General features: G+C 70.4%; 17 protein-coding genes. 8 read left to right on the plus strand and 9 right to left on the minus strand.

Annotation, left to right across the window (positions count from 1 at the left end; translation table 11 throughout):
* Positions 1–427 precede the first annotated feature (427 nt).
* Both ACIOHP_RS17705 and ptsP read left to right on the plus strand, forming a co-directional pair.
* Positions 428–877, plus strand: a complete 450-nt coding sequence (locus tag ACIOHP_RS17705; RefSeq protein ID WP_401888410.1) for a PTS glucose transporter subunit IIA — start codon at positions 428–430, stop codon at positions 875–877.
* Between the two features lie 79 nt (positions 878–956).
* Positions 957–2,627, plus strand: a complete 1,671-nt coding sequence (gene ptsP / locus ACIOHP_RS17710; protein WP_361487503.1) for a phosphoenolpyruvate--protein phosphotransferase — start codon at positions 957–959, stop codon at positions 2,625–2,627.
* Between the two features lie 67 nt (positions 2,628–2,694).
* Here the strand turns inward: ptsP and ACIOHP_RS17715 are convergent, their stop codons facing one another.
* A complete protein-coding gene (locus ACIOHP_RS17715) occupies positions 2,695–3,588 on the minus strand; it encodes a hypothetical protein (RefSeq protein WP_401888412.1) in 894 nt (297 codons plus the stop codon).
* 132 nt (positions 3,589–3,720) lie between these two features.
* The gene (locus ACIOHP_RS17720) at positions 3,721–5,688 is read right to left on the minus strand and encodes an acetoacetate--CoA ligase (protein WP_401888415.1); all 1,968 of its coding nucleotides are present in this window, start codon (positions 5,686–5,688) and stop codon (positions 3,721–3,723) included.
* Positions 5,689–5,901: 213 nt separating this feature from the next.
* On the opposite strand from ACIOHP_RS17720, the gene ACIOHP_RS17725 reads away from it, so the two are divergent.
* Complete coding sequence (locus ACIOHP_RS17725; protein WP_401888417.1) at positions 5,902–8,268, plus strand: glycoside hydrolase family 31 protein; 2,367 nt, start codon at positions 5,902–5,904, stop codon at positions 8,266–8,268.
* A 1-nt stretch (position 8,269) separates the two neighbouring features.
* Here ACIOHP_RS17725 and ACIOHP_RS17730 read toward each other — a convergent pair whose 3' ends face one another.
* A complete protein-coding gene (locus tag ACIOHP_RS17730) occupies positions 8,270–8,806 on the minus strand; it encodes an NUDIX domain-containing protein (protein ID WP_361555416.1) in 537 nt (178 codons plus the stop codon).
* 47 nt (positions 8,807–8,853) lie between these two features.
* Positions 8,854–9,663, minus strand: coding sequence for a M15 family metallopeptidase (locus ACIOHP_RS17735; RefSeq protein WP_401888420.1), 810 nt, complete (start codon positions 9,661–9,663; stop codon positions 8,854–8,856).
* Between the two features lie 98 nt (positions 9,664–9,761).
* On the opposite strand from ACIOHP_RS17735, the gene ACIOHP_RS17740 reads away from it, so the two are divergent.
* The 5 genes from ACIOHP_RS17740 (at position 9,762) to glpK (ending at position 15,725) form a co-directional block, all read left to right on the plus strand.
* Positions 9,762–10,190: a Zn-ribbon domain-containing OB-fold protein gene (locus tag ACIOHP_RS17740; RefSeq protein WP_401889153.1), complete on the plus strand. Its 429-nt coding sequence runs from the start codon at positions 9,762–9,764 to the stop codon at positions 10,188–10,190.
* Entirely contained in the window at positions 10,187–11,377 is a 1,191-nt protein-coding gene (locus ACIOHP_RS17745) for a lipid-transfer protein (RefSeq protein WP_401889156.1), read from the plus strand. Before ACIOHP_RS17740 ends, ACIOHP_RS17745 begins: the two co-directional genes overlap by 4 nt.
* Before the next feature lie 122 nt (positions 11,378–11,499).
* Entirely contained in the window at positions 11,500–13,152 is a 1,653-nt protein-coding gene (locus tag ACIOHP_RS17750; protein WP_401888423.1) for an EAL domain-containing protein, read from the plus strand.
* A 313-nt stretch (positions 13,153–13,465) separates the two neighbouring features.
* The gene (locus ACIOHP_RS17755) at positions 13,466–14,191 is read left to right on the plus strand and encodes an MIP/aquaporin family protein (RefSeq protein ID WP_361555428.1); all 726 of its coding nucleotides are present in this window, start codon (positions 13,466–13,468) and stop codon (positions 14,189–14,191) included.
* Positions 14,192–14,213: 22 nt separating this feature from the next.
* Positions 14,214–15,725, plus strand: a complete 1,512-nt coding sequence (gene glpK / locus ACIOHP_RS17760) for a glycerol kinase GlpK (protein ID WP_401888427.1) — start codon at positions 14,214–14,216, stop codon at positions 15,723–15,725.
* A gap of 98 nt (positions 15,726–15,823) precedes the next feature.
* Here glpK and ACIOHP_RS17765 read toward each other — a convergent pair whose 3' ends face one another.
* The 5 genes from ACIOHP_RS17765 to ACIOHP_RS17785 form a co-directional block, all read right to left on the minus strand.
* Positions 15,824–16,432 carry an ATP/GTP-binding protein gene (locus ACIOHP_RS17765; protein WP_307033444.1) on the minus strand — a complete coding sequence of 203 codons (609 nt, stop codon included), beginning with the start codon at positions 16,430–16,432 and terminating at the stop codon, positions 15,824–15,826.
* Positions 16,413–20,045: a hydantoinase B/oxoprolinase family protein gene (locus ACIOHP_RS17770; protein ID WP_401888430.1), complete on the minus strand. Its 3,633-nt coding sequence runs from the start codon at positions 20,043–20,045 to the stop codon at positions 16,413–16,415. The genes ACIOHP_RS17765 and ACIOHP_RS17770 overlap by 20 nt, the downstream gene beginning before the upstream one ends.
* A gap of 219 nt (positions 20,046–20,264) precedes the next feature.
* Positions 20,265–20,660, minus strand: a complete 396-nt coding sequence (locus ACIOHP_RS17775) for a DUF742 domain-containing protein (protein ID WP_361487482.1) — start codon at positions 20,658–20,660, stop codon at positions 20,265–20,267.
* A 9-nt stretch (positions 20,661–20,669) separates the two neighbouring features.
* On the minus strand, positions 20,670–21,104 hold the full coding sequence (locus ACIOHP_RS17780; RefSeq protein WP_046262091.1) for a roadblock/LC7 domain-containing protein: 435 nt from the start codon (positions 21,102–21,104) through the stop codon (positions 20,670–20,672).
* Positions 21,101–24,025, minus strand: a complete 2,925-nt coding sequence (locus ACIOHP_RS17785; protein WP_401888434.1) for a nitrate- and nitrite sensing domain-containing protein — start codon at positions 24,023–24,025, stop codon at positions 21,101–21,103. The genes ACIOHP_RS17780 and ACIOHP_RS17785 overlap by 4 nt, the downstream gene beginning before the upstream one ends.
* Between the last annotated feature and the right edge of the window lie 208 nt (positions 24,026–24,233).

Consider the following 24,233-nt stretch of genomic DNA (forward strand, 5'->3'; position numbering starts at 1 on the left):
TATCAACTAATCTGGCGTTGATTTTTGGCACGCTGTTGAGTTCTCAAGGAACGGACGCTTCCTTTGTACTCACCCTCTCGGGCTTTCCTCCGGGCGCTTCCCTTCTGTGTTCCAAACTCTATCAGTGTTTTTCCGACCCTCTGACCACTCTCCTGCGGACATGCAGAAGGTGACCCCGAGATAGGATCTGACAGGTTTGGTTGCTGCTGAGCAAGGGCGCTTGTTAGCACCGCTCGGCCTCAAGCAGGAGTACGACTCTACACGCGGCCCCGAAGTGCGTGCAAATCGATTGGACTGGTGGTCTAGACCACTTCGCGGTATCTTCCATGCGGAACCGTCAGTTCATATGACATACGCTGCTCACAGTGCGCCGCCCCTGGACAGGCAGTGACGACGCATATCGATCTCCACCCCTGGGAGGCTTCCCATGACCACCGTGACGTCCCCGCTTGCAGGACACGCCATCGGACTGGCAGCTGTGCCCGATCCGGTCTTCTCCGGGGCCATGGTCGGCCCGGGTACGGCGATCGACCCCGTGCGCGAGGCCTCTGAGGCTGTCGCGCCCGTGGACGGAGTCATCGTCTCGCTCCACCCCCACGCCTTCGTCGTTGTCGACGATCAAGGTCACGGTGTGCTCACTCACCTGGGTATCGACACCGTCCAGCTCAACGGCGAGGGCTTCGAGCTGCTCGTGAACAAGGGCGACACCGTGACGCGCGGCCAGAGCATCGTGCGCTGGAACCCGGCCGCCGTGGAGGCTGCCGGCAAGTCCCCGGTCTGCCCGATCGTGGCGCTCGAAGCCACCGCCGAAGCACTCTCCGAGCTGCGTGACGACGGCGATGTGAAGGCCGGCGACAGTCTCTTCGCCTGGAAGTGACATCAACTCCGTCCTGGGACGGCAAGTAGTGGCAACCACCGCGGCGGCGGGACCCGCCGCACTATCGGAGACGGGTGAGATGGAGACAACGCTGCGAGGCGTCGGCGTGAGCCATGGTGTGGCGATCGGCGAGGTTCGGCATATGGGGACGGCGGTCCTGGAGCCGCCTGCCAAGCAGATCCCGGCTCAGGACGCGGAGCGTGAACAGGGGAACGCCCGCAAGGCAGTGGAAGCTGTGGCGGCCGACCTGATGGCGCGCGGCAATCTGGCCGGCGGCGAGGCGCAGGCGGTGCTCGAGGCTCAGGCCTTGATGGCCCAGGACCCCGAGTTGATGGCCGATGTGGATCGGCGCATCGCCGTCGGCAGCACGGCCGAGCGGGCCGTGTACGACGCGTTCGCCGCGTACCGCGAACTGCTGGCAGGTGCCGGTGAGTACCTCGCCGGACGCGTCGCGGACCTCGACGACGTGCGGAATCGTATCGTCGCCCGTCTGCTCGGGGTTCCCATGCCGGGCATTCCCGACAGTGACGAGCCGTACGTCCTTGTGGCGCGTGACCTCGCGCCCGCCGACACGGCTCTGCTGGACCCCACTCTGGTGCTCGGCTTCGTGACCGAGGAGGGCGGGCCGACCAGCCACAGCGCGATCCTGGCGCGGGCACTCGGTGTACCCGCCGTGGTGGCGCTGCCGGGTGCCGGTGAGCTCGCCGAGGGCACCGTGATCGCCGTGGACGGCAGCACCGGTGACATCTTCGTGAATCCGAGCGAGGAGAAGAAGGCGCAGCTGGAGGCTGCCGCCGCCGAGCGCAAGGCCGCGCTCGCGGCGTCGACCGGGCCGGGTGCCACGGCCGACGGCCACAAGGTGCCGTTGCTCGCCAATATCGGCGGTCCTGCGGACGTTCCGGCCGCTGTCGAGGCTGGTGCGGAGGGTGTCGGTCTCTTCCGTACCGAGTTCCTCTTTCTCGACGACAGCAAGAACGCTCCCACCGAGGAGAAGCAGATCGAGGCCTACCGACAGGTTCTCGAGGCTTTCCCCGAGGGTCGTGTCGTCGTGCGGGTGCTGGACGCCGGTGCGGACAAGCCGCTCGACTTCCTGACGCCGGGCGACGAGCCGAACCCGGCGCTGGGTGTGCGGGGTCTGCGGACGCTGCTCGACCACCCGGACGTGCTGCGTACGCAGCTGACGGCTCTGGCGAAGGCCGCTGAGGGGCTGCCGGTCTACCTCGAGGTCATGGCTCCGATGGTGGCGGACCGTGCGGATGCCAAGGCGTTCGCCGACGCGTGCCGTGAGGCGGGGCTGCGGGCGAAGTTCGGCGCGATGGTCGAGATTCCGTCGGCGGCCCTGCGGGCGCGTTCGGTTCTGCAGGAGGTCGAGTTCCTGTCACTGGGAACGAACGACCTCGCGCAGTACACCTTCGCCGCGGACCGTCAGGTGGGTGCGGTGTCCCGACTGCAGGATCCTTGGCAGCCAGCTCTGCTCGACCTGGTCTCGCTGTCCGCCGACGCGGCGAAGGCCGAGGGCAAGAGCTGTGGTGTCTGCGGTGAGGCCGCGTCCGACCCGCTGCTGGCGTGTGTGCTGACCGGTCTGGGTGTCACCTCCCTCTCCATGGGTGCGGCGTCGATTCCTTATGTGCGGGCGACTCTGGCGAAGTACACGCTGGCTCAGTGCGAGCGTGCCGCGGCGGCCGCTCGGGCGGCGGACAGTGCCGATGAGGCGCGCAACGCCGCTCAGGCGGTGCTGTCCGGCGAGTAGCCGGCCGTATCGGTCGTCGTGCTTCTTGAGGGGCGCTCCACCTGCGGGTGGGGCGCCCCTCCTGCGTTCAGTGGTGGTGTGAAGGCGTCGGGTCGTCGGGCCCGAGGTCGGGCGGCACGCAGTAGTCGACGCCGGATTCCGGTGAGATGAGGTCTCCGGATTCGATGTCGGTGCAGTAGGCGTCGAAGACCTCGCCCGCGGTGAGGGGTTCCAGTCCTTCTCCGCGCAGCCGCCAGCCGTAGACGCGGTCGGTCGTTCCGGGAACGCTGGTCCGCATGACGAGTCCGCCGGGGGTTTGTGTCGCCAGGCCGAGCGCCAGGACCGTGGCGAACTCGAGGGCTTCGGCCTCGTCGAGTCGCGTGGTGCCGTCGGCGTTGATGTCGGCGTGGAGGACGGAGACGAGGGTTTCCGGTGCTGCCGTGACGCTGCAGACGAGGTGCCGGTTGCCTGGATGGGCCGTGTCGAGGATGCGGACGAGAAGGCCGGAGGCTCGGGCGAAGGCGGCTCGGCCGATGTCCTCACCGCAAGAGGCGCAGGCGCCGAGGCGTGCCAGGAGTGTGGAGGCGTACTCCCAGGTGGCCTGCCGTACCGCTTCGTCGATCAGGTCGGGGACGAGTTCCGCCAAGGGGCGTCCGTCGTACGGGATGGTCGGGCCCGTGGTGGCGAGTTCGGCGGTGAAGCGGGTGCGGCTGGATGGGATGTCGGGTTCGAGGCCGGTGTCGGCGCAGTAGTCGGCGTACTCCTGTGGGTCGAAGAGGGCTACCGCGGTGTGGGTGCCCTGGGAGGCGCGGGTTTTGAGGAGTTCCTCCACCTGTTGGAGATAGAGGGAGTGGTCGTCGAAGGTGAAGCTGCGGTAGTGCCGCATGCTCCGGAAGTCGTGTTCGTCAGTGAGCAGGCCGATGGTGCCGGCGATCTCACGGCGCAGAACGCGTCGCATGGTCTGGTGGTCGGTGTGCGCCATGTTTCCCCCTGTGCGCTGTCGATCAATGCTCACTCACAGTAACCGGGGGCACTGACAACGGGGGCTCGGCGAAGCGGTGGGTGACGCCGACGCGGTGTGAGGGGGCTCGGACCGCGTCGGCGGCCGTGTCGGTCAGGCGCGCTTGCGGGCCAGGTCCTCGTAGAAGTGGAGCAGGTCGAGGTTGTCGATGGAGCCCGGGTTGACGGCCTTGTCGAGGGGGGTCCCCTGCAGGAGACGCTTGACGGGGACTTCGATGCGCTTGCCGGTGAGGGTGTGCGGGACGCCGGGTACTTCGATGATCTCGTCGGGGATGTGCCGCGGGGAGAGCTGTTCGCGGATGGTCTGCTTGATGCGGCCGAGCAGGGTCTCGTCGAGGACGGCTCCGGGGGCCAGGTGTACGAAGAGGGGCATCCAGTAGCCGCCGTCGGGTTGTTCGATGCCGATGACGAGGGATTCCTTGATCTCGGGGAGGCGCTCGACGGCTTCGTAGATGTCGGCGGATCCCATGCGTACGCCCTGGCGGTTGAGCGTCGAGTCGGAGCGGCCGTGGATGACGACGGAGCCGCGGGAGGTGACGGTGATCCAGTCGCCGTGGCGCCATACGCCGGGGTAGGTGTCGAAGTAGCTGTCGTGGTAGCGGCTGCCGTCGGGGTCGTTCCAGAAGTGGATCGGCATCGACGGCATGGGGTTGGTGACCACGAGTTCGCCGACCTCGTCGGTGAGGGGCTTGCCGCTGGGGTCCCAGGACTGCAGGTCGGTGCCGAGGCCGGGGGCCTGGAGTTCGCCGATGTGGACGGGGAGGGTGGGTACGGCGCCCGCGAAGCAGGAGCAGACGTCCGTGCCGCCGCTGACCGAGGCGATCCAGAGGTCGTCGCGGACCTCGTCATGGAGCCAGCGGAAGCCGTCGGGCGGCAGCGGTGATCCTGTGGTGGCCACGCACTGCACCGAGGAGAGGTCGAAGTCGCGGCCGGGGTGCACGCCCGCCTTGCGGCAGGCCATGACGTACGCGGCCGAGGTGCCGTAGAGGGTGGCCCGGGTACGTTCGGCGATGCGCCACTGGGCGCCTGTGTCCGGATAGCCGGGGCTGCCGTCGTAGAGGACGATCGTCGTGCCGGTCAGGAGGCCGGAGACGAGGAAGTTCCACATCATCCAGCCGGTCGACGTGTACCAGAAGAAGCGGTCGTCGGGGCCGAGGTCGCAGTGCAGGCCGAGTTGTTTGAGGTGCTCGACGAGGATGCCGCCCTGCGACTGGACGATGGCCTTGGGGAGGCCGGTCGTGCCGGAGGAGTAGAGCACCCACAAGGGGTGGTCGAACGGCACCTGCTCGAAGACGGGTTCGACGTCACCGCTCGTGAGGGCCGCCCAGTCCAGGGCGCCTTCCGGGGCGTCGGTGCCGAGGAGGGGGATGTGGACGACGGCACGCAGGGTGGGCAGTTCGCGGCGGAGTTCGGCGACGGTGTCGCGACGGTCGTGCTCCTTGCCGCCGTAGCGGTAGCCGTCGACGGTGAACAGGACGACGGGTTCGACCTGCTGGAAACGGTCGAGGACGCTGCGGGCGCCGAAGTCGGGGGCGCACGACGTCCAGACGCCGCCCACCGCGGCTGTGGCGAGGAGGGCGACGACGGCCTGCGGGATGTTGGGGAGGTAGCCGCTGACGCGGTCGCCCGGGCGGACACCGAGAGCGCGCAGTTCAGCGGCGAGGGAACCGACCTGGCGGCGCAGTTCGGACCAGGTGACGGGGCGTGGTTCGTGGGTCTCGTCGACGTGCAGGAGGGCCGGTTCGTCCGCGCGGGTGGCGGCCGCGCGCAGAGCGTGTTCGGCGTAGTTCAGGGTCGCACCGGGGAACCACTGGGCACCGGGCATCGAGCGGTCGCCCAGTACGCGCGCGTAGGGGGTCGAGAAGCGTACGTCGAACCATTCCGTGACGGCTTTCCAGAAGGTGTCCAGCTCGTCGACGGACCAGCGGTGCAGGGCGGGGTAGCCCCCTTCGGCCGGCGCGCCGTGGTGCTCGGCTGCCCAGGCGTGGAACCTGGTGACCTGCGCCTGTGCGATGCGTTCCGCATCTGGCTGCCAGAGCGGCTGGGGGTTCACGGTCGACATGGGGCGGCTCCCGGACTGTGCGCGTCGTGTGCGTCTCCCGCGCACGGGCTGGGGTGTGCGCGCGACGCGGATGACACGGACGATGCCATGTGATCGACTTCCACACCAGGGCGCGCCCCACATAGTCGCTGTCGTGAAGATGTGGTCCCGGCACGGGTGAACGGCAGTTGAACGACACGCGCGCGTGGGGCGGTCAGTGGCAGGGTGAGCAGCATGAACGGTCGTGACCTGGTGCGTTCGATAAAGACGGTCGGTTCGGCGGGGGCGGCCCAGGGGTTGCGTTCCGTACGGGCCTCGTGGCGTATGCGGCGGGCGGATGCCGCGGGGCTGCCGCCGCGAGGGGCCGAGCGCGCTCGGGTGCCCGGGCCGGTGCGGGAGGTGGAGCCGGGGCCCGGCGGCGGGGTCGTCCGGTTCAGCCGTTCCGAGGTGCGGATCATGGTCACGGTGAACGGGGCGGTCTTCTGGGGCTGGGACGGCGCGGGTCCGGAGCCGTCGTACGCGCTGGCGGGGCGCTGTCCTGAGCCGGATCCACGGGCGGTGCTGGAGCCGGACAAGGACGGCGGCTGGCGGGTGGTGGCCGAACGGGCAACGGTCGTCGTCTCGCGGCACGGTGCGATCGAGGTGCGTACGCCCGGTGGGGTGACCGTGCGCCGGGATCTGCCGCCGCGGTGGTGGGAGCCGGTGGGCGGTGGTGCGGCGCGCTGGATGCAGCGGTCGGAGGTGCCCGCGGACGCGCGCTTCTTCGGGCTCGGCGGGCGGGCTTCGGGGCCTCGGCTGAGAAACGGGACGTACCGGCTGTGGAACACCGATCCCGGAAGGGCCTTCGGCCCCGCCGACGATCCGCTGTACATCACGATGCCGGTGCAGTTCGTGGTGTCCGACGCGGCCACGCATCTGGCGTTCCACGACACCTCGTGGGACGGCACGGTGACGTTGCGGGAGGGTGAGGAGGGTGCCGGTTCCGGGCACGACCGGGCCGGTGCGTGCGAGCTGCGGATGACCGGTGGTCCGCTGCGCTGCTGGGTGATGGTGGGCACCCCCGCGCGCGTGCTGCTCGCCTGGGCCTCGCTCACCGGTGCGCCCGCGCTGCCGCCGGCGTGGGCGCTGGGGCACCACCACGCGCGGTGGGGGTTCGGGAGCGAGCAGGAGGTGCGGCGGATCGTCGCGGGCTACCAGGAGCGCGGCCTGCCGCTGGACGCCGTCCACTTGGACATCGACCACTATGACGAGCACCAGGTGTTCTCTGTCGACCAGGAGCGCTTCCCCAAGCTGCCGCAGCTCGCCGAGGAGCTGCGGCGGGACGGGATCCGGCTGGTGTCGATCGTGGACCCGGCGGTCCGGGCCGAGCCGGGCAACGCCGTGTTCGACAGCGGTGTCACCGAGGACGCGTTCGTACGGGACGCTTCCGGGCGGCTCGTACGGGGAGTGGTCTGGCCCGGCGAGGCGGTCTTCCCGGATTTCACGCACGCGCGTGTGCGTGAGTGGTGGGGCCGCCTCTATGAGGAGCGTCTCGCTCAGGGGTTCTCGGGCTTCTGGCACGACATGGACGAGCCCACCTCGTTCGCCGCCTTCGGGGAGTCGACCCTGCCGCGTTCGGCTCGGCATCAGCTGGACGGGCAGGGCGGGGACCATCGCGAGGCCCACAATGTGTACGCGCTCTGCATGGCCCGTGCGGCGTACGAAGGCGTGCGGGAACTGGCGCCCCAGGAGCGCCCGTTCGTGTTCTCGCGCTCCGGGTGGGCCGGCATGCAGCGCTACGGGGGAACGTGGTCGGGTGACGTGGCCACGGGCTGGCCGGGGTTGCGGGCCTCGCTGTCGCTGGTGATGGGGCTCGGTCTGTGCGGGGTGCCCTATTCGGGGCCGGACGTGGGCGGCTTCGACGGGAGTCCGTCGCCCGAGCTGTATCTGCGCTGGTTCCAGCTGGGCGCGTATCTGCCGTTGTTCCGTACGCACGCGAGTCTGCGAGCGGGCCGCCGGGAGCCGTGGGAGTTCGGTCCCGAGGTGCTGGAGCACGCGCGCGTGGCGCTTCTGGAACGCCGGCGGCTGCTGCCGTACTTCGTGACGCTGGCGCATCTGGCGAGGCGTACGGGAGCGCCGTATGTGCGGCCGTTGTGGTGGGGGGCGCCCGAGGACCGGGCGCTGCGTGGCTGCGAGGACGCGTTTCTGCTGGGTGACAGTCTGCTGGTGGCGCCGGTGCTCGATCCCGGAGCGGACCGGCGTGCGGTGCAGCTGCCGCGGGGGCGCTGGTACGACACCGTGACGGAGCGGGCGTATCAGGGGCCGGGGCAGGTTCTCGTGGACGCCCCCTTGTCGCGTATCCCGGTGCTCGCGCGCGCGGGTGCCGTCCTTCCCGTGCGCGGGGAGGACGGCCGGCTGGAGCTGGAGGTGTGGGCGCCGGCCCGGGGACGGACCGGCGGGGGGCTGGTCGTGCCCGACGTGGGTGACGGGTGGGACGAGCCGGAGATCGAGCGGTACGTGGCCCGTTGGCAGGGCCGGAAAGTGGTCGTCGAGCGGGAGGGTGAGGACGGCGTGAGTGCGCCGCCTCACCCGGTGCGTGTGCGGGGGGTCGGAGAGCGCTAGGTCAGATGTACCGGCCCTCGAACCAGGCCCGTACGGCATGTGTGTGGAGGGGGAAGGCAAGCTCCTCGGGCCTGCGCAGGAGATGCCAGCCCTCCGTCTCGTCCGTCGTGGCGGAATCGGGCAGGCCTTCTGCCGGGCGTTCCGGAAGGGACCCGAACAGCAGGAGGTGGCCGTCGGGCGAGCTCATGGCGTCGACGAGGCGTACGTCGCGGCTCGCCGCGTCGATGCCGGTCTCCTCCTTGAGTTCACGGACGACGGCCTGGCGCCAGTCCTCCCGGTCGTCGATGTAGCCGCCGGGCAGTGCGATGCCCCCGCGCGCGGGGGCGATGGTGCGGGTGATGACGACAAGGGCGGCGCCCTTGGTGTCGTACACCGGCTGGAGTGCCACCGCGACGGGCAGCGGGTTGCGGTAGGCCACGGTGGAGCAGGCGGGACAGGTGCGGGGCCAACCGGAGACGCCCTCTCCGTAGAGCGCTCCGCAGCTCGAACAGTGGGAGTCGGGCGCGGAGTTGGGGGTGGGGTGTTGGGTTTCGGACACGCGGCGGACTGTATCCGATCACAGGAAGGGCGTCTTCCGGGGGCTGCTCAGTGTTTGCTCGTGAGGGACTTCCAGGACACCGGGAAGTCGAAGAAGGTGTCCGGGTAGGGCTCCGGCTTGAACGTGTAGTGCCACCATTCCTCGGCCAGGTTCACGAAGCCGAGGCCTTCCAGGGTGGTCTTGAGCAGGAGCCGGTTGTCTCGTTGTGTGCCCTGGATGCGGGGGTCGAGGGTGTGGGAGAGGGTGTCGAAGCAGTCGAATCCGGTGCCCATGTCGACGGAGTTGTCGGGGAAGCGCTCGTCCTGGGGCGCGTAGCAGGGGACGAGGGCTTCGCCGGGGTGGTAGGGCCGTGTCGGCTTCGCGGGGAGCTTGACGATGGTGAGGTCCATGGTCGAACCGCGGCTGTGGCCGGACTTCTCGGCGATGTAACCGTCCGTGAAGAGACGGGTCTTGTCGACGTTCGGGTAGAACTCGGCCTTCATGGCCTGGTCGTCGAGGTCCTTGGCCCAGCGGACGAAGTGATCGACCGCGCGCTGGGGTCGGTAGCAGTCGTAGACCTTGAGGGTGTAGCCACGCCGGAGCAGCTTCGTCTGGGCTTGGTGGAGGGCCTCGGCGGCGGGTCTGGTGAGGATGCAGATCGGCTGCGCGTAACCGTCGATGCGTTCGCCCACGAAGTTGTGCGGGGTGAAGTAGCGCATCTCCTGGATGATCGTGGGATCCACGCTTCTCAGCGCGACGAAGTCCTTCGGCGCCTTGGGTTGCGGTGTCGCCCGGGCGGTGGTGGCGGCGGTGGTCACGGTCAGCAGGGCGGCGAGTGTGGTGACCAGGCCGCGTACTGCGCTGGAAAGTCGTGTCATGCCTCTGCCTCTGCCCATCTCCGGTCTCCCGTGACACACTTCTGACGTTCCGTCAGATCCTATGCCCGGGAGGAACTGTGTCACGTGCGCGAACGCCCGTGGTGGCAGGTTGGTTCGCCGGCGAGGAGGGCGACTTCCATCTCCTCGGCACCCGCTGTTCGGCCTGCGCCTCGGTCTTCTTCCCTCGCGAGGACACCCACTGCCGCAATCCCGCGTGCCCCGGGGGCGAGCTGGAGGAGGTTCCGCTGTCCCGACGGGGGCGGGTGTGGTCCTACACGGACAGCCGGTACCGGCCTCCGTCACCCTATGTGACCGATCCGGAACTTCCGTGGGAGGCGTACACGTTGATCGCTGTGGAGCTGGAGGCCGAGCGGATCGTGGTGCTGGGACAGGGTGTTCCGGGGCTCGCCGTCGCCGATCTGGCGGTGGGCACGGAGGTGGAGATCGTTCCCGGTGTGCTCCATGAGGACGCGGAGACAGTGTGGACGACGTGGCGGTGGCAGCCGACGACGGGGGTGACGGCATGACGGGTGAGGTGGCGGTGCTCGGTGCGGGCATGCACCCGTGGGGCAAGTGGGGCCGGAGCTTCGTCGCGTACGGAGTGGCGGCCGCCCGCGCGGCGCTGACCGATGCCGGGCTGGAATGGCGGGACGTCGGTTCGATCGTCGGGGCGGACACGGTGCGTGGTGGCTATCCGGGGTATGTGGCCGGGGCGACCTTCGCCAAGGCGCTGGGCTGGCAGGGCGCCCGGGTCACGAGCGTGTACGCGGCGTGCGCGTCGGGAGCGCAGGCCGTCAACACCGCGCGGGCGCAGATCCTTTCGGGGCTCGCGGACGTGGTGCTCGTGGTGGGTGCCGACGCGGCGCCCAAGGGGTTCTTCCGGCCGGCGGGCGGAGACCGGCCCGACGATCCGGACTGGCTCCGGTTCCGCGTCCTCGGTGCCACCAATCCGACGTACTTCGGGCTGTACGCGCGCAGGCGGATGGCCGTGCACGGGGACACACCGGAGGATTTCGCGCAGGTCAAGGTGAAGAACGCCGCCATGGGAGCGCTGAATCCGAACGCGCGCTACCGCAAGCGGGTCACCGCCGAGGAGGTCGCCGCCTCCGCCGTGGTCGCCGATCCGCTGCGGCTGCTCGACATCTGCGCGACCTCGGACGGCGGGGCGGCTGTGGTGCTGTCCAGCATGGAGTTCGCGCGGCGGCACGGGACGGCGGAGCCGGTGCGGATCCGGGCGGTGTCGACGGTGACGCCGCGATACCCGAGCACGGTGCTGGACCTGCCCGACATCGCCACCGACTCCGCGGTGGCGGTGGAGCCCGGCGACGACACCTTCCGGGAGTCGATCGCCCGGGCCGCCTACGAGGAGGCGGGTGTCGGGCCCGAGGACGTATCCCTCGCCGAGGTCTACGACCTCTCCACCGCCCTGGAGTTGCAGTGGTACGAGGACCTCGGGCTGTGCGGCGAGGGTGAGGGGGCGAAGCTCCTGCGGGAGGGCGCGACGGCTCTGGGCGGGCGCATACCCGTGAATGCGAGTGGCGGACTGGCCTCCTTCGGGGAGGCGGTGCCGGCGCAGGCGATCGCCCAGGTGTGCGAGCTCACCTGGCAGTTGAGAGGTGCGGCGGGTGACCGGCAGGTGGCCGGGGCGCGGGTGGGGATCTCGGCGAACCAGGGGCTGTTCGGGCACGGTTCGGCCGTGGTCGCGGTGCGGTGAGACGCATCGGGCCCCCGGACGGAGCAACGGCTTTCTCGTACGCTCCGTGATCGCCCGGGAATCCTGCGTGAACGTCTCATGAACTGCGCTCTGGCGAGCGCCCGCGGCGCGATCATGCTGCCGTGCACTCCTGGACGGACACTCTCCGCTTCGCCTTCCAGCCGGTGGTCAATCTGACGACCGGAGGAGTCGCGGCGCTGGAGATACTCGCCCGCCCGGAGACCGGCGACATCCTGGCCGAGGCCCGCCGCGATCCGGAACTCGACGGCAGGCTGGCCGTGTCGGCGGTCCGGGCCGCGGCGCGCCGGGAAACGCTGCTGCCGCTGCACGTCAACGTGTTCGCCGGCACCCTCGCCGACCTCGGCGGGCTCACCCCGCTGCACGCCGCCGTGCGTGCGGCGGGCAGGCTCCCCTGGGAGGTGACGATCGACGTCGGGCCGCCGTACACGCATGTTCCGCAGCAGGCGCTGCTGGAGGCGGTGGACGCGCTGCGCGGCCAGGGGTTCCGGATCTGCGCGGACGGCGTCGGGGACGGAGACGTACCTCTGCGGCTGCTCACCGACCTCGCGCCCGACCTGGTGAAGCTCGACGCCTCGCTGCTGGCCCGGCCCCCGGCGGTGCGGGCGATGCGAACGCTGTGCGACCAGTTGGGGGCGCTGCTGTCGGTCGAGGGTGTGGAGACCGAACTCCAGTGTGCGGCCGCGGTGTCGGCGGGCGCACAGATGGCGCAGGGCAACCTGTTCGCTCCCCCGGCCCGGCTGCCCGCCGCGGACGTGTACGTGCCACCCCGCTCCCCCGGCGCCGCCGCGCCGGCACGGTCGGGGCCGTCGGTCCGCCAGTTCGTACGGCCCGCCGCGCTGCTGGCCGCCACCGCGTCCGCGGGCCGTGTGCGGGCGCTGCTGACTGGGTCACCGGAGGTGTCCGGGGTACTGCTCGTGGACGCGCACGGGGTCCCGGTCCGGTCGGTGCACCGCTCCCGCTTCCTGCTGTCGATGTCGGGGCGCTACGGGCACGCCCTCTACGCCGATCGCCCCGCCGCCAAGCTGGGCGATCCGCCGCGCACGGTGGGCATCGACGCCACCGCGTGGGAGGTGCTGGACGTGGTGGCGGTCGGTGACCGGGACCGCACCTCGGACGACGTGGCCGTCGTGGACCGGTACGGCCGGTGCGTCGGCGCCGTACGTCTCGCCGATCTCGTACGGGCGTTGGCCGAGTCCCGGGTGGAGGAGGCCGCCGGTCTCAATCCGCTGACGCGGCTGCCCGGTTCGGACGCGATCACCGGCGAGGTGGACCGGCGGATCGCGGACGGGCGGACGTTCGCGCTGAGTTGGCTGGACGTGGACCACTTCAAGCAGGTCAACGACGGGGCCGGGTTCGCGGCGGGCGACGAGTTGATCCGGTCGGTGGGGCGGGCGCTGCAGCATGCGGCGTCGGGCAGCACCCACGTGGGCCACATCGGTGGGGACGACTTCCTCGTGCTGGCCGATCCGGACGGGCTGGATCCGGTGGCCGCCTCGGTGCTGGACGCTCCCTGGTCCGCGGGCGGGCATTCGGTGTCGTTGTCCCTGGCCACGGTGTTGTGCACGCCGGGCAGTGTCACGGACCACCGGCAGGCGGCGGCCTGGCTGGCGCCGCTGAAGAAGGCCGCGAAGTCGATCGGTGGGGCGAGTTGGGTGCTGGGCCGTGCGGGCCTGCCCGGGCACGAGATCCGGCGTGGCGCCGGGGCCTCCGCCGCGACCGCGGCATGCGGGGTGGCGGAACCCGGCGCGGGGTGAGCGGCTCGCCACGAAGCGGGCTCGTGCCCTCAACCGTTGCCGTCCGCATCCTTGACGCCTTCTGGACACCGGTGAACACTTCCGATGTCAGTCGACATCGTCGTACATTCTCGGCGTATCCACGCACCGCGCTGCGCGGGCCCCCAGAGTCAAGGTCCGTTCCCCCACGGGCGATTCGGCTGCAACGGCACGCTCGTCACGGACGCCGAGCGGGGCGCGGGATCTCCCTGCCTTCGGCTGAAGTCGCCATGGGAAACGCACCCTGCACGGAGGACCGGGGTCGATCACCCCGGGCCTGGGCCTAGGAGCCGCCATGAGCAACGGAGACGTATTTCTCGGTGAGATCATCGGGACCGCGATCCTGATCCTCTTCGGCGCGGGAGTGGTCGCCGCCGTCGTACTGAACTACTCGAAGGCGAAGGACGCGGGCTGGGTGGTCATCGCGTTCGGCTGGGGTTTCGGCGTGCTCGCCGGGGCCTACACCGCCGCGCCGCTGTCCGGCGGCCACCTCAACCCGGCGGTGACGCTCGGGATCGCCATCGACACGGGCGACTGGGACCAGGTCCACATCTACATCGCCGGGCAGATGGTCGGCGCCGTCCTCGGCGCGGTCCTCTGCTGGCTGACCTACTTCGCCCAGTTCCAGGCCAACGCCGAGGAGGACAAGGCGCAGCCGACGCTGGGGATCTTCTCGACCGCGCCCACGATCCGCAATCCCGTGGCGAACCTCATCACGGAGATCATCGCGACCGTCGGCCTGGTGCTGCCGATCCTCGCCTTCGGTCTGACCGAGGGTCTCGGTACGTCGGGCACCGCGATTCTGATCGTCGCGTTCCTGGTGGTCGGCATCGGTCTGTCGCTCGGCGGTCCCACGGGGTACGCCATCAACCCGGCCCGTGACCTGGGCCCGCGCATCACCCACGCCTTGCTCCCGATCCCCAACAAGGGCACCTCGGACTGGGGTTACGCGTGGATCCCGGTGGTGGGGCCGCTGATCGGCGGCGCTCTGTCCGGGGTCATCTTCAACGCAGCGTTCTGAAGCATCCGACGAAGGGGACGCCATGACGGACAAGTTCGTCGCCGCGATCGATCAGGGCACCACCTCCAGCCGTTGCATCGTCTTCAACCACGACGGCGCCATCGTCGCCGTCGACCAGCGCGAGCACCGGCAGATCTTCCCCAAGCCCGGCTGGGTGGAGCACGACGCCACCGAGATCTGGTCCAAGGTGCAGGCGGTGGTGGCCGGAGCGATCGCCAAGGCCGGGCTGCGCGCCGACCAGCTCAGCGCACTCGGCATCACCAACCAACGCGAGACGACGGTCCTGTGGGACCGCGCCACCGGCAAGCCCGTGCACAACGCGATCGTGTGGCAGGACACCCGCACCGCGGCGCTGACCAACCAACTCGGCGGCTCGGACGGGCAGGACCGTTTCCGTGAGCAGACCGGGCTGCCGCTGGCCACGTACTTCTCGGGGCCGAAGGCGGCCTGGCTGCTCGACAACGTGCCCGGGCTCCGCGCGCGTGCCGAGAACGGCGAGATCGCCTTCGGCACCATCGACTCCTGGCTGATCTGGAACCTCACCGGCGGCACGGACGGCGGACGGCACGTCACGGACGTCACGAATGCCGGCCGCACCATGCTGATGAACCTCGAGACCCTCCAGTGGGACCAGTCCATCCTCTCCGCGATGAACATCCCGGAGGCGATCCTGCCCGAGATCAGGTCCTCGGCCGAGGTCTACGGCACCGCTGTCGGCCAACTCGCCGGTGTGCCGGTCGCTTCGGCCCTCGGCGACCAGCAGGCGGCCGTGTTCGGACAGGCCTGCTACGACGTGGGCACGGCGAAGAACACCTACGGCACGGGCAGTTTCCTGCTGCTCAACACCGGCAACCGCCCGGTGCCGTCGAAGAGCGGGCTGCTGACGACGATGGGGTACAAGATCGGCAGTGAGGCGCCGGTCTACTGCCTGGAGGGGTCGATCGCCATCACGGGCGCGCTCGTCCAGTGGTTCCGGGACCAGCTCGGCATCATCCGTACCGCCGACGAGATCGAGCCGCTGGCGGCGAGCGTCGAGGACAACGGCGGTGCGTACATCGTGCCCGCGTTCTCCGGCCTGTTCGCGCCCTATTGGCGCTCCGACGCGCGCGGTGTCATCACCGGGCTCACCCGGTACGTGACGAAGGCACACCTCGCGCGCGCGGTGCTGGAGGCGACGAGCTGGCAGACCCGGGAGGTCGTGGACGCCATGTTCCAGGACTCCGGGGTGCACATCACGACCCTGAAGGTCGACGGCGGCATGACCAAGAACAACCTGCTGATGCAGCACCAGGCGGACGTACTCGATGTGCCGGTGGTCCGCCCGATGGTCTCCGAGACGACCTGCCTGGGCGCGGCCTACGCCGCCGGGCTGGCCACGGGCGTGTGGAACGACCTGGACCAGCTCAAGTCGCACTGGCAGAAGGACGTCGAGTGGACGCCCGCCATGGAGTCGTCGGTGCGGGACCGTGAGTACCACAACTGGCGCAAGGCCGTGGAGAAGAGCTTCGGCTGGCAGGAGGACGGGGACAACTAGCGGCACGCGTGCGTGCGCTGCGACAACGTACGCACGCGTGGTGCTCATGAAGCGCGGCCCGTACCCCGGTCGGCGGGGGTACGGGCCGTACCCGTGGGTCAGGTCGTGACGGCGGTCTGGCGGCGCTCCGCCGCGTAGGCCATCGCGTGCCGGACCACGCCGATGAGGACCTCCTTGACCGACGCGCGGTCGCGGGCGTCGGTGAGCAGGAGCGGTACGTCCTCGTCGAGGTCGAGGGCCTGACGGACCTCCTCGACGGGGTAACGGGCAGCGCCCTCGAAGCAGTTGACACCGATCACGAAGGGGATGGAGCGCCGCTCGAAGTAGTCGACGGCGGCGAAGCAGTCCTCCAGACGGCGGGTGTCGGCGAGCACGACGGCACCGAGCGCGCCCTCGGAGAGCTCGTCCCACATGAACCAGAACCGTTCCTGCCCGGGCGTCCCGAAGAGGTACAGGACCAGGTCCTCGCGGAGGGTGATACGCCCGAAGTCCATGGCCACGGTGGTGGTGCTCTTGCTCTCGACACCGCTGATGTCGTCGACCGGGCGTCCTGCCTCGGTGAGCAGTTCCTCGGTGCGCAGCGGCCTGATCTCGCTGACCGCGCCCACGAGCGTGGTCTTGCCCACGCCGAAGCCGCCGGCCACCAGGATCTTGAACGTGACGGGCTCGACCGGGGGCTTGCCGCGCTCAGAACGCCCGAAGATCATCGGTCTCTTCTCCTGCTTGGTGGGGGTGGGGCGACGGTGGGCCGTAGCCTCCGCCGCCGGGGGTTTCGATGACGAGTACGTCGCCGGGGCCGACGTCGGCCGCGTCGCTGCCGCCGAGGTCGGTGACCGTGCCGTCCGCGCGCTCCACGCGGTTGGCGCCCAGCGCGCCGGGGGCGCCGCCCGCCATGCCGTACGGCGGCACCCGGCGGTGCTGGGAGAGGGTGGAGACGGTCATGGGCTCCAGGAACCGGATGCGGCGTACCGCACCGTCCCCGCCACGCCACCGCCCGGCGCCTCCGCTGTCCTGCCGTACGGCGAACTCGTCGAGCCGGACCGGCAGTCGCCACTCCAGGACCTCGGGGTCGGTGAGCCGCGAGTTGGTCATATGGGTCTGGACGACGGGCGCGCCGGGGAAGCCGTCGCCCGCACCGGATCCGGAGGCGACGGTCTCGTAGTACTGGTGGTGGGCGTTGCCGAAGGTGACGTTGTTCATGGTGCCGGAGCCCTCGGCCTGGACGCCGAGCGCCGCGTACAGGGCGCCGGTGATGGCCTGGGAGGTCTCGACGTTGCCGGCGACGACGGCGGCCGGCGGTTGCGGCGCGAGCATCGAGCCGGACGGGACGACGATCCTCAGGGGACGCAGACAGCCGTCGTTGAGGGGGATGTCGTCGGCGACGAGGGTCCGGAAGACATACAGGACGGCCGCGTTGACCACCGCGAACGGGGCGTTGAAGTTGCTGTCCAGCTGATCCGAGGTGCCGGTGAAGTCGACGGTGGCGGAGCGGTCGTCGCGGTCCACGCTCACGCGTACGCGGATGACGGCGCCCGAGTCGGTCTCGTAGGCGTACTCGCCGTCGTCGAGGGCGTCGATGACCCGGCGTACGGCTTCCTCGGCGTTGTCCTGGACGTGTCGCATGTACGCCTGGACGACGTCGAGGCCGAAGTTCTCGATCATGCGGGCGACTTCGTCGACGCCCTTCTGGTTGGCGGCGATCTGGGCGCGCAGGTCGGCGAGGTTGGTGTTCGGGTTGCGGGAGGGGTAGTGCCCCTCGGTGAGGAGGCGGCGGGTCTCGTCCTCGCGGAAGCGGCCGTTCTCGGCGAGCAGCCAGTTGTCGAAGAGGATTCCCTCCTCCTCGATGGTGCGGCTGTTCGCGGGCATGGAGCCCGGGGCGATGCCGCCGATCTCGGCGTGGTGGCCCCGGGAGGCGACGTAGAAGAGGAGTTTCCGGTCACTCTCCGTGCTTTCGGCGTCGAAGACCGGGGTGATCACCGTGACGTCCGGAAGATGGGTTCCGCCGTGGTACGGGTCGTTGACCGCGTAGGTGTCCCCCGGCCGCATCCCGGCGGCGCGCCGCCGGATGACCTCCTTGACGCTGGTGCCCATCGAGCCCAGGTGGACGGGGATGTGTGGGGCGTTGGCCACCAGGTTTCCGTCCGGATCGAAGAGGGCGCAGGAGAAGTCCAGACGCTCCTTGATGTTGACGGACTGGGCCGTGGATTCGAGGCGGGCGCCCATCTGTTCGGCGATGGACATGAAGAGGTTGTTGAAGACCTCGAGAAGAACCGGGTCGGCTTTCGTGTCGAGATCGGAACTCTCCGTAATCGCCGTGCGTTCCATGACCAGATGCCCGTCGTCTCGCGAAACGGCCTGCCAGCCGTCGTCGACGACGGTCGTCGTGCCGGCCTCGGTGATGATCGCGGGGCCGGTGACCATCTCGCCGGGCGGCAGGTCCTCGCGGCGGTGGAGGGGTACGTCGCGCCAGGCGCCGCCCGTGTGGAGGCGGACGGTTCCGGGAGCGGCGGTGCGGCCTCGGTACGGGGTCAGGGCCGAGAGATCGGGGGGTTGTGTGATGCCGGTGGCTTCGACGGAGAGGGCTTCGACGACGATCGGGCGGTCGAGCGTGAAGGAGTACGTGGCGCGATGACGTGCTTCGAAGACCTGGCGCATCTCGCCGGGCTCGGTCAGCTCGACGGTGAGGGTGGTGTCGGTCCCGTCGTAGCGGAGCTGGGCGCGGCGGGTGACGCGGACGCGGTCGTCGGGGACGTCCTCGGCGTGGAGTTCGGCGCGGGCGGCGCTCTCCAGGTCGTCGGCGGTCTTGAGGACGCCCGGCATCGCGCCGGCCTCCAGGGGGGCCTCGACGGACTGTTCCCGCATGGCGGTGGTGTCGGCGAGGCCGATGCCGAGTGCGGACAGGACACCGGCCATGGGCGGCACGAGGACGGTGCGGATGCCCAGCGACTCGGCGACCATGCAGGCGTGCTGGCCGCCGGCACCACCGAAGGTGGTGAGCGCGTAGCGGGTGACGTCGTGGCCCTTCTGGACGGAGATCCGCTTCACGGCGTTGGCGATGTTGGCGACCGCGATCTGGAGGTAGCCCTCGGCGACCTGCTCGGGCGTGCGCTCGTCGCCGGTCCGCTCTCGGATCTCGCGCGCGAGGGCGGCGAAGCGTTCGCGGACGAGGTCCGCGTCGAGGGGCTGGTCGCCGTCGGGGCCGAACACCCTGGGGAAGTGGGCGGGTTGGATGCGGCCGAGCATGACGTTGGCGTCGGTGACGGCCAGCGGGCCGCCCCCGCGGTAGCAGGCGGGGCCCGGGTCCGCTCCCGCCGAGTCCGGCCCTACGCGGTAGCGGGAGCCGTCGAAGTGGAGAACCGAGCCGCCGCCCGCCGCGACGGTGTGGATGTCGAGCATGGGGGCGCGCAGCCGGACGCCGGCGATCTGTGTGGTGAAGACGCGTTCGTACTCGCCGGCGAAGTGGGAGACGTCGGTGGAGGTGCCGCCCATGTCGAAGCCGATGACGCGGTCGAAGCCGGCGAGCTGCGACATCCGAGCCATGCCGACGATCCCGCCGGCGGGACCGGACAGGATGGCGTCCTTGCCGCGGAACTGACCGGCCTCGGCGAGACCGCCGTTGGACTGCATGAACATCAGCCGTACGCCGTGGAGTTCGTCGGCGACCTGCTGGACGTAGCGGCGCAGCACGGGCGAGAGGTAGGCGTCGACGACGGCGGTGTCCCCGCGCGGGACCAGCTTCATCAGCGGGCTGACCTCGCTGGACAGCGAGATCTGTGGGAAGCCGATCCGGGCCGCCAGCTGTCCCACGGCCTGTTCGTGGGCGGGGTGGAGGTGGCTGTGCATGCAGACGACGGCGACCGCGCGGATCCCGTCGTCGTACGCCTCCTGGAGAGGGCCGGTGAGGGCGTCCAGGTCGGGGGCGCGCAGGACGGTGCCGTCGGCGGAGATGCGCTCGTCGACCTCGACGACCCGCTCGTGGAGCAGCGCGGGGAGGTCGATGCGGCGGGCGAAGATGTGGGGGCGGTTCTGGTAGGCGATGCGCAGGGCGTCGCGGAAACCGCGGGTGACGATCAGGAGGGTCCGCTCGCCCTTGCGTTCCAGGAGGGCGTTGGTGGCGACGGTGGTGCCCATGCGGACGGCTTCCACGGGGTCCTGGGAGCCGTTCAGCAGGTCACGGACTCCGGTGACCGCGGCGTCGGTATAGCGGCCCGGGTTGTCGGAGAGCAGTTTGTGCGTGAGCAGTCGGCCGTCCGGGCGACGCGCGACGATGTCCGTGAAGGTGCCGCCCCGGTCGACCCAGAACTGCCAGCCTGTCGTCACGTCCGTCTCCCCGATCGCGCTGTTCGGCACCGTATCCGCAGAGTGGCGGCAGACCGTCTGCGGATGGTTGTCGACGATCGGTCAGATCATATCGGGAGCACTGGTGCGACGCCTGATCCGCTCGACGGGACGACGGGCGTGCGGCCACGTTCCCCAGGACCGTCCGTGGGCGGTTCGCGGCGCCGGGGGAACGGCCGCCTTCGCGGGCGGGGCACTCGGTCAGAGCGCCCGGAGGCCGTTGATCACATCGCGCAGAATGCTCTCGTCGGGCAGCTCGGCGGGCGGCACAGGCCGGTTCACATGGACGAACTCCGCGTCCACGAGGTCGCCCACGAGGACCCGTACCACGCCGATGGGCAGGTCGAGTTCGGAGGACAGCTCGGCGACCGACTGCGGGGCGTCCCGGCACAGGTCGACGATGTCCACGTGCTCCGGGGACAGCGTGTGGTCGCCCTCGGGGTCGTCCGCCTGAACCTCCGCGACGACCACCGCGATGAGGTCGAGGCGATGCTGGGCCGCACTGGTGGTGCGGCCACGCGTCATGGCGTACGGACGGACGACCGGTCCGGCCTCGTCGTCGAACCAGTGACTTCTTCCCTGACCGTCTGTGCTCATGTCATCTCACTACCCGCCCTGAGGCAGATCGGTGCGCGGAGTCGAGGCCAGATGTACACCGACCCTCTTGACGAGGAGCGTCATCTCGTAGGCGACCAGGCCGACGTCGGAGTCCGCGTCGGAGAGGACGGCGAGGCAGCTGCCGTCGCCGGCGGCCGTCACGAACAAGAAGGCGTCGTCGAGCTCGACGACCGTCTGCCGGACGTTGCCCGCCTCGAAGTGGCGGCCCACGCCCTTGGCGAGGCTGTGGAAGCCGGAGGCGACGGCGGCCAGGTGCTCGCCGTCCTCCCTCGTCAGGTCCTTGGAGACCCCCGTCGCCAGCCCGTCGCCGGAGAGCACGACGGCCTTGCGGATGCTTGCGACCCGGTCGACCAGGTCGTCCAGGAGCCAGTTGAGCTCGCCGGAGTTGGTCGTGCTGTGGCCGGTCGCCTTCGGTGCGGTCATCGACCGTCCCCCTTAGTTCCTCGTGGTGCTGTGCCGCTCTGGGTGTCATCGCCCACGGCATCGTTCTCCGCACGGCCGCGCTGCCAGCCGCGCTGGAGCGATGCCATACGGCTGCGTACCTGGTCGGCGTCCCGCTCGTCGAACCCCGTGCTGTCGTCGGTGCGGCGTCCGGCCGGACTCTGCTTCAGCTGCGGGGCCAGGTTGGCCTGGCGTACGCGGCGGGGCAGCGGGCCGGTGCCCGGGGCGGTCTCCCGCGGCGCGGCACCGCGTCCGATCGGCTGGGGCGTGGTCTCGGCTCCGGTCTCCTGGGGCCCGGGGCGGGTGCCGGTCCGCTCCAGGGCGGCGCCGGGGCCGCTCCGGTGGGGTGCGACGCCCTCTGGAGCGGGCTTGAAGGGCTCGGCCGCACCGCTCGACGCGATCTCGGCGCGCCGGGTGCGCCTCGGAAGGGCGGAAGCGCCGTGCGGCGCTCCGCCGGGTTCGCGTCCGTTGGCCGCCGGGGCTTCGGCGCGCTGCTCGTCGCGGCGGTCGGCGACATCGGTGGCGCGGCGTTGCGGCCCCGTGGTGCGCCTGCGGGCGGGCAGGGGCGGCGCCTCCTGGGGGAACGACCGGTTCGGGCCCGTGGGGGCCTCGTCGTCGCCCTGCTCCCGCTGCTCGGTCACCGGGCGGCCGTGCGAACTGACCAGCTTGGGGGTGTGGCGGCGGGGCAGCGGCACCGGGGCGTTCTGGTCGTGGTCGGGGACGTCGTGGCGGTCCTCGCCCTGGGTGGCGTCCGTACGGACCAGGGAGCGGCGCGGGCGGAACAGTCCGCCGCGTTCGCTGTCCTCGTCGTCGAGCGCGCCGGGGAAGTCGTCGATGGCGTCCAGGTCGACGGGCGCCTCCAGCTCGACGGGGCCGTCCAGGAGGCCTCCCGTGAGTCCGGGCAGCGGCACCGCCGCGTGGGCGAGCTGGGCCCGGCGGGCTTCCTCCAGCTCGGCCTCCTTGGAGGGCTGGGGGCGGTCCAGGCGGAAGCCGAGGCCGTTGGTGTCCGGGATGTCGTCCGTCAGCAGGGTGTTCGGGATGAACACGACGGCCGTCGTGCCGCCGTACGGCGACGGCTGGAGCGAGACCCGGACGTTCTGCCGCTGGGCGAGCCGACTGACCACGAACAGGCCCAGCCGGTCGGTGTCGGACAGCTCGAACTCCGGTGTCTCCGCGAGCCGGAGGTTGGCGTCCAGGAGGGCGTCGGCCGCCATGCCGAGGCCGCGGTCGTGGATCTCCAGGGTGAAGCCGTTGGCGACGCGCTCGCCCAGCACCTGGACCGCGGTGTGCGGCGGGGAGAACACCGTGGCGTTCTCCAGGAGTTCGGCGACCAGGTGGGTGAGGTCCGCGACCGCCGGACCGGTGACGGCGACCCGCGGCAGCCGGCGGACCTCGATGCGCTCGTAGTCCTCGACCTCGGCGACGGCGGCGCGTACGACGTCCATGAGCTGGACGGGCTTGCGCCACTGCCGGGAGGGGGCGGCGCCGGAGAGGATCACGAGGCCCTCGGCATGGCGACGCATACGGGTGGTCAGGTGGTCGAGGCGGAACAGGTCGGCGAGTTCGTCGGTGTCCTCGGTCCGGCGCTCCATGGTGTCGAGCAGGGTCAGCTGCTTGTGCAGGAGTACCTGGCTGCGGCGGGCGAGGTTCACGAAGACCTCGGAGACCCCGCCGCGGAGTTCGGCCTGCTTGACGGCGGCCTCGACGGCGGCGCGCTGCAGGGTGTTGAGGGCCTGGCCGACCTCGCCCATCTCGTTCTTGTCGTACTCCAGACGCGGGACCTCGGTCTCCACGTCGACCTGTTCGCCCGCGGACAGCCTGCGCATGACGCTCGGGAGCCGTACGCCGGACGCCTCGTGGGCCTCGAGGCGCAGCTGCCGCAGGTCGCGGATGAGACCGCGGCCGATACGCACGGAGAGGACGACCGAGAAGAGCAGGGCGAGCAGGCCGAGGACACCGGCGAAGGCCGCCTTGAGGATGACGCCCATCGCCACCGGCTGCACCCGGTCCTGATAGCGGTCGCCCGCCTGGTCGTTGAGGGTGGCGAGTTCTTCGAGCACGCTGGCGGCGGTGGCGTCCCAGCTCTTGGCGGTGATGAAACGCGGGGCGCCGGGCTCGGAGTCGACGACGATCTTCTCGGCGGAGCGCAGCGACGCGGTGGACGCGTTCTTCCAGAACCGGTCGTAGCGCTCGCGTTCCGCCGCGGGCAGCACCGGCAGGCTGATGTCGTAGAGCACGTTGCGCTGCGCGATCAGGTCGGAGACCTCGCGGATCTCTCCGTGCGTCAGGTCGCCGACCACGAGGGCGGAGCCGAGCAGGGCGTCCTCGCGGGAGAGGAGTTCGCGAGCGCGGGTGATGTTGACGAGGGCGCGGGCCTGCTTGTCCATCTCCACGCTGTCCACCCCGTCGAGGGAGGCCAGCAGGGCATAGCAGGGGTCCACGAGGCGGTTGTAGCGCTCGAGGGCCTGGAAGCGGTTCACCGCGTCTTCCTCGACGCTGCGGCGCAGGGAATCGACGCCGTCGAAGGCGTCCAGGACGGCGGTGAGACGTTCCTCGTCGTCCTGGTCCATGCCGTCGCGGAGGTCGGGGTCCTTCGCGCTCTTACGGATCTTGGCGATGGCGTCGTCGGTGGCCGTGCGGGTCTCACGGAGCGAGGCAAGCGCGTCCGAGGCCCGTGGGTCGGCCAGATAGACGAGGGTCTGGCGGCGTTCCTGTTGGAGGACACGGAGGGTGTCCTCGGTGGGATAGCCGAGGTCCTCGACGACCGTCGACACGTGGAACAGCTGGGCGACCGCCCGTCCCGTGAGTACCGTGGCGAAGCCCCAGATCGCTGTCAGGGACACCAGCGGCACGAGAAGCAGCGCCACGATCTTCCGGCGGATCGACTTCCCGCGAAAGCGCATGGCCTCCCCCAGCTCGACCCCCGCCGGCCGGGGGTACACATGTACGTCAACAAACGGCGCGAGCCTACTACCGTCACGCAGTTAACTCGAAGACCCGTCCGGAAGGCGAACTTCCGTACCGGTGACGCGAGATGGTGAGTTGTCCGGGCATTGCGGGAGATTGCCTCCCCGAAACACCCGTCGACAGCTCACACCGATCCGGCCGTAA

This window comes from Streptomyces sp. NPDC087859 (genome assembly GCF_044742595.1).
Taxonomy (GTDB): Bacteria; Actinomycetota; Actinomycetes; order Streptomycetales; family Streptomycetaceae; genus Streptomyces; species Streptomyces canus_F.